Source organism: Prevotella sp. AGR2160 (genome assembly GCF_000424185.1).
Classification (GTDB): domain Bacteria; phylum Bacteroidota; class Bacteroidia; order Bacteroidales; family Bacteroidaceae; genus Prevotella.
Genome location: NZ_AUJK01000041.1, coordinates 1 through 6,031, shown reverse-complemented (window position 1 = coordinate 6,031; position 6,031 = coordinate 1). Strand labels below are relative to the sequence as shown.

At 49.0% G+C, this 6,031-nt stretch carries 8 protein-coding genes and 1 pseudogene; 2 read left to right on the top strand and 7 right to left on the bottom strand.

The features are described from left to right. Positions 1-398: IS66 family transposase (locus G604_RS0112580; protein WP_028910854.1), on the top strand; the 398-nt coding region annotated here is incomplete at its 5' end. Positions 399-458: 60 nt separating this feature from the next. Here G604_RS0112580 and arsB read toward each other — a convergent pair. The 7 genes from arsB to G604_RS0112545 form a co-directional block, all read right to left on the bottom strand. After that, on the bottom strand, positions 459-1,493 hold the full coding sequence (gene arsB, locus G604_RS0112575) for an ACR3 family arsenite efflux transporter (RefSeq protein WP_028910853.1): 1,035 nt from the start codon (positions 1,491-1,493) through the stop codon (positions 459-461). 61 nt (positions 1,494-1,554) lie between these two features. After that, the gene (gene arsA / locus G604_RS0112570) at positions 1,555-3,267 is read right to left on the bottom strand and encodes an arsenical pump-driving ATPase (RefSeq protein WP_028910852.1); all 1,713 of its coding nucleotides are present in this window, start codon (positions 3,265-3,267) and stop codon (positions 1,555-1,557) included. Positions 3,268-3,275: 8 nt separating this feature from the next. Continuing rightward, complete coding sequence (gene arsD / locus G604_RS14525) at positions 3,276-3,755, bottom strand: arsenite efflux transporter metallochaperone ArsD (protein WP_081657776.1); 480 nt, start codon at positions 3,753-3,755, stop codon at positions 3,276-3,278. 9 nt (positions 3,756-3,764) lie between these two features. After that, the gene (locus tag G604_RS0112560) at positions 3,765-4,010 is read right to left on the bottom strand and encodes a thioredoxin family protein (RefSeq protein WP_028910851.1); all 246 of its coding nucleotides are present in this window, start codon (positions 4,008-4,010) and stop codon (positions 3,765-3,767) included. 84 nt (positions 4,011-4,094) lie between these two features. Then, positions 4,095-4,433, bottom strand: coding sequence for an ArsR/SmtB family transcription factor (locus G604_RS0112555; RefSeq protein ID WP_028910850.1), 339 nt, complete (start codon positions 4,431-4,433; stop codon positions 4,095-4,097). After that, positions 4,411-4,854 (bottom strand): arsenate reductase ArsC, encoded by a 444-nt coding sequence (locus G604_RS0112550; protein WP_028910849.1) that lies wholly within the window; start codon positions 4,852-4,854, stop codon positions 4,411-4,413. Before G604_RS0112550 ends, G604_RS0112555 begins: the two co-directional genes overlap by 23 nt. A 240-nt stretch (positions 4,855-5,094) precedes the next feature. Further along, positions 5,095-5,571, bottom strand: a complete 477-nt coding sequence (locus tag G604_RS0112545; RefSeq protein WP_028910848.1) for a GAF domain-containing protein — start codon at positions 5,569-5,571, stop codon at positions 5,095-5,097. 262 nt (positions 5,572-5,833) lie between these two features. Between G604_RS0112545 and G604_RS15610 the strand changes: the two are divergent. Further along, positions 5,834-6,031 (top strand): annotated as a pseudogene (locus G604_RS15610) (IS4 family transposase); the annotation flags it as partial.

Here is a 6,031-nt window from a genome sequence, read left to right as displayed (position 1 = left end):
CATTCTGTCTCCGTAAGAGAGGCGAAACGGCAGGTACTCGTAGACCAAAAGACTTCGCCGAAGAGGAGGATACCTATATTGCCGGGGACGAAACCTACCATAAGGTTCTTGTCAATGAGAAGAACAAGGATGGCAAAGGCATCAAGAAAGCCTATATATGGGTGGTGACGGCCGTGAACAAGAGACTCGTATACTACTTCTATGATAATGGATCAAGAAAGCAAAGTATAATCCTTGACTATATAAAAGGATACCGGGGAGCCTTTCAGTCAGACGGCTTCTCTCCGTACAGAAAGATGGCGGGATGGCTGACCCGGATGTCCTGCTTCCAGACACCTGACGAAAAATACCGTGAACTGTTACCCGACAGGTGGAAACAAACTCATATCGCCCAGTAGCCGCTGAGCGATATTTTTTTGGCTAGGCAGCTAGCATCGCGGATACGCTTACTATTAGGATTATGAGAATCTTCCTCTGGTCGCCTTGGCTATCCTTACCAGGGAGAGCATGATGGGCACCTCGGTGAGCACACCGACGGTGGTGGCTAAAGCCGCACCGCTCTGAAGGCCAAAGAGACTGATAGCTACTGCCACGGCAAGCTCGAAGAAGTTGGACGCTCCTATCATGCCAGCCGGCGCGGCGATGTCGTAAGGCAGATGCCACGCTTTGCCCCAACCATAGGCGATGGCAAAGATGAAGTAGGTCTGGAGGATGAGTGGCACGGCAATGAGTACGATATGGAGCGGATTACGGAGGATGGTCTCACCCTGGAACGAAAAGAGTATGACGAGCGTGAGCAGCAGGCCGGCAGTAGTGTAACGGTCGAACTTATGTACGAACACCTGCTCGAAATACGCTTTTCCTTTCCGCTTGACAACGGTCGTGCGCGTAATGATGCCTGCAATAAGCGGAAGGACTACAAAGAGCACGACGCTCAGCAGCAATGTGTCATAAGGAATCTGCACACCACTAACTCCTAAAAGAAGTGCCACGATGGGTGCAAAGGCCACGAGAATGATGAGGTCGTTGACAGCCACCTGTACGAGCGTGTAGGCGGGGTTTCCGCCGGAGAGGTAGCTCCAGATGAACACCATCGCCGTGCAGGGAGCAGCGCCTAAGAGTACCGCTCCGGCGAGGTATTCATGAGCCAGGCCCGTGGGAATCCACTTTTGAAAGACTACAAAGAGGAAGAACCACGCAATGGCGAACATCGTGAACGGCTTGATGAGCCAGTTGACCACACACGTCACAAGCAGCCCTTTCGGGTGCTTGGCCACGTTCTTCACACTTTGAAAGTCGACCTTCATCATCATCGGGTAGATCATCACCCAGATAAGGATCGCCACGGGAATGCTCACGTGGGCATACTCAAACCTCGAGAGCATCTGTGGGATGGCGGGCAGGAACTTGCCCACCGCTATGCCAGCAACAATACATAACAGTACCCACAAAGTAAGGTACTTGTCAAAGAATCCTATTTTTCTTTCTTCCATAATCAACTTAAACGTTTTTATCCATTCTTGTTATCCATCTTTGTTATACAGATGAAATACTTTATTGTTTTTTACCCCAAGGCCGCAGAACGAAATGTCCGTTGGTAATCTGTTTGACCTCATCTATCCATTTTGTCTCGCTTTTTGCCTTGGCACGCAGGAAGCTGTCGGTGGGGCGGTTGAGGATCAGACATTGGTTGACCACCCACCACAGCTGAGGGATGCCGGCACGCTCAAGATCGCCACGCAGACGCTGCGCCTCCAACACCGGGGTGGGCTCAGGCAATGTGACGATGATAAACTCCGACTGATCCTTGTCGCGCAGTCTGGGAAGCAGCCGTCGGACGGCTATGGGCGTGTCGCCCTCGCTGTGGGCTATCTGTCGGTCGTAGCTCTGTGTGGAGTCGAGCAGGAGCAAGGCATGGCCAGTGGGTGCCGTGTCGATGACCACCGTCTTGTTGTCGGCTTGCATCACGATCTCTGCAAAGCGGCGGAAGACGGCAATCTCCTGGGTACAGGGACTGCGCAGGTCTTCCTCGATGTAGGAGAAGTCGGTTACGCCAGCCTCGCGTGCTTTCTTTCTTACCTCATTCTTGTATGCCTCCAGCACTTTTTCCTCATCGATGACAGCCATCTCTATACCGGCCTGCTTGGCTAAATGCGCGTTGAGATGATTGGCAGGATCTGTGGTGGTGAGCAGCACATCGTCACCAAGCTGTTTCAGTCCCAAGGCTATCTGCATGGCGATGGTGGTTTTTCCCACTCCTCCTTTGCCCATCGTAAACACCACGCGTTTGCCCGCGTCGTGGATGGAAAGAATGAGGTCGTCGAGGGTCTTGTACCCATCGATGCCCTCGGATGGCGATGCCTCAACGAAGCTGTCTGTGCGGAGCATTTTGCGGATATTGTCCACAGTGTCCATGTCGTAGGAACGCAAGGGTACATATAAGGTCTCCATTTCGGCCAAGGCCGTGGGCATTGCACTTAGGGCCTGCTGCTGTGTGGAGTACATCTCGGAGGCCAACACATCATTGTTGTCGGGTGATGACATGAGTCCATTGACCACGAGCAGCTGGTTCTCGATACCTAATCGTCGGAGTTCGCACGACGAGCGGTCAGCCTCCTTGAGTGCCGCCTGTTGCGGTCGGCTGACCAGTATCAGTTTGGTCTTGCTGCCATCTGCCAGGTTGTCAACAGCCTGCCGATAGATTCCCTTTCGCTCTTCGAGTCCCGAAAGTTGTCCGAGACAGGAGGCTCCATGTTTACTCGTCTTGATAAACGACGACCATGCCGTAGGTAGTTGAAGCATGCGCAAGGTATGACCGGTGGGTGCCGTGTCGAAGATGATGTGGTCATATTTGCATGCATCATCCGCGTTGGTGAGAAAATCGGAGAATTGGTTGAAGGCGGCAATCTCCACAGTGCAGGATCCCGACAACTGTTCCTCCATGTTGGCGATGGCGGATTCGGGCAGCAGACCGCGGTAAGGCGCCACCACCGACTCGCGATATTCGTCGGCAGCCTTGACGGGATCGAGGTTGACGACGGTAAGACCCTCTACATCCTTTATTTGAGTTCCATGTTGTGAGATGTCCTGGTGAAAGACATCTTGTAGGTTGGAGGCCGGGTCGGTGCTGATGAGCAAGACCTTCTCGCCCTTGTCGGACAGAGCGATGGCTGTCGCACAAGCCAGGCTGGTCTTGCCAACACCACCCTTGCCAGTGAAGAACAGATATTTCTGCTGCTCCACTTTTTGAATCGTATATTCCTTCATCTTTTCATCTATTTGCCGCAGCAGCAACCGCCATCGTGACAGTCATCGTCTTCTCCACCACAACAGCAACCGCCGTCGTGACAGTCATCGTCTTCTCCACCGCAGCAGCAACCGCCGTCGTGACAGTCATCGTCTTCTCCACCGCAGCAGCAACCGCAATCGCCGTCAACGGGGACAATCGTCAGGTCCTTGCCTGACCACTCGCTCATCTGTGCAGTGGACGGGTATTGCCCCACAACGGCAACCTCTCCTCCGACGAGGGTTATGGGCAGCACGTCGGCACCTTTCTCGCGAAGCAGTTGTTTCACCTTGTCATTCTTGATAAAGTCTTGTGGCTCACTGCTCAAATTGTGGCGTTTCACCTCTATGCCCATATTCTTCAGCACATCGATAAGCGTGGCGATGCGCAACAGATTCTTGTCTACACTGGGGCCGCATACTCCCGTGGAGCAGCACATGGCCGGGTCGAAAATCTCAATCTCTTTCATGTTTTTTTATTATTTATTCGTTTGTTCTTTCAGTATTTGTCTCACTTGGGCAGCTGTTGGCACTTGACCATTGAGTACAACCTTGTCGTCAATGACGATGGCTGGCATTGACATGATGTTATAATCTAATATTTTGGCAATGTCGGTCACGTACTCTATGTTGGCCTCTATGTTATCTTCTTCGATAACCTGTTTGACAGTGTCGAAAGTTCTCTTGCAGCGACAGCATCCAGAACCTAATACTTTAATCTCCATGATTTATCTTAATTTGTTATTTGTAAAACTACGAACATATATCTTATTAATTAAGGCGGACAATACATGATCCGCCTGACAAGATTACTTGATTGTTCCGCAACCGCAGTGTCCGTTCTTGATTTCTTTGGAGAAGAAATTGCAGAACAGTTCATGTGCATACTGCCAGTTGTCGCGGTTGATGCAATATCTCACCTTTGGGGCTTCAATGGTGCCCTGTATGAGTCCAGCATCTTTGAGCTCCTTCAGATGCTGGCTCACGGTTGCCTTGGCGATGGGCAGCTCATCGTGAATGTCACCGAAATAGCACTCCTGCCTGCTGGCGAGGAAGGTGAGGATCTGAATCCTGGCGGGATGAGCCAAAGCTTTGGCGAAGCGGGCTATCTGCTCAGCCTTGAGGCTATAGTCTTTCTTGGTATCCATGGTCGTCTAAATAAGTATGATGGAAATTGTTGAAAGTCTCAATGATACGGTCTCTCACTTTCCGGAACACAGAGAATTGCTCTTCGGTGGAGCCTTTTGCTAATGAGGGATCGGGAAAACTGATATGCATCTGCCGCTTTACCTTTCCTGTGAATACAGGACACGCCTCGCGGGCATGGTCACAGACTGTGATGACGGCATCCCACGTATCGTTGAGATAGTCCTTGACATTGTGCGGCTGCAAATCAGTAATCGGCATGCCGGCCTCCTTCATCACTTCAATGGCCAAAGGATTAACTTGCGGGGCAGGATAAGTGCCGGCCGACCTTACGCAGAGCTCGGCATCCAAATGTTGCAGGCAAGCTTGCGCCATCTTGCTTCGGCAACTGTTTCCTGTACAGAGAATCAATATCTTCTTCATATTGTTCGCAAAGATACGAACATAAAACCAACTCACAAAACTTTTGATTGATTATTAACAATATTTTAGGTTTGTAGGATTATATTATGGGTCTATAACGAATCGTGTGGGTAAGCAAGTTCCAGCTTGCCTATTGTGAAGTATATCATGTTCTTAACCCAACTTGCAGCCTATATGCGTATAACTCTTTGATTCTCAAGTATTGCTTTTTTTGAGTTCAGAAAAATGTACCACACAAATTTACTCGAACAACGGACTGATTATCTTTGCAATCTTCTCCAGTCCATCCTTGTCAATATCATCGAAAGCACTATATCCCTCGCTGTCAACGTCTATGACGGCAATCACTTCTTCACCCTTGAACACCGGCACAACGATTTCCGAGCGTGACTTAGATGAACATGCAATATGTCCGAGAAACTGGAGAACATTCGGAACAACAAGAGTTTGTTTTTCCTCCCAAGCCTTGCCGCATACACCACGTCCTTTCTTAATAGTGTAGCAGGCTACATCGCCTTGAAAAGGACCAAGCTCCAACTGACCGTTTCTCACGATGTAGAAACCAACCCAGAAAAAATAAGGCAGCGTGTCATGGAGCAAAGCGGCAACGTTGGCCAGTGCGCCAACATGATTGTCAACGCCATCTATCAAAGACTTAACTTGTGGGATTAACTCTGAATAGAGTTGCTTCTTCTGTATAATATTCGGGTTGCTCATACTTTCACTATATTTTTGTGACAAAGATACAAAAATTTATTGGATGATACCTATAAATTCTAATGAAATGGTTACCAAAGGCTGGTAACACAATTACCAAAGCTTGGTAACACAATTACCAAAGTTTGGTAACATGCTCAACTTTCGCAAGTGAATAAAAAGGTCAAAATAGGGTGAATAAAAATAGCTAAAGGTTTCCGTAAGTCGCGGAAAATTAGTATCTTTGTAATGTCAATAAACAAAGTACCAAATACCTTTAGCTATGCGCAAAGATACATCAATTTTTTCAGAGCTGCAAGAATTTTTCCAACAAAATGACAGTCACAGGGCTATAATCCGCATTGTCGGCATTATGCGTTCTTTGCATATTCATGAAAAGCAGATAGGTCTCACCAAGAAGCCTAACTGCAAATTTACTGTATTGCAGGTTTTCCATTTACTGCTTCTTTTCCCGTTCTTC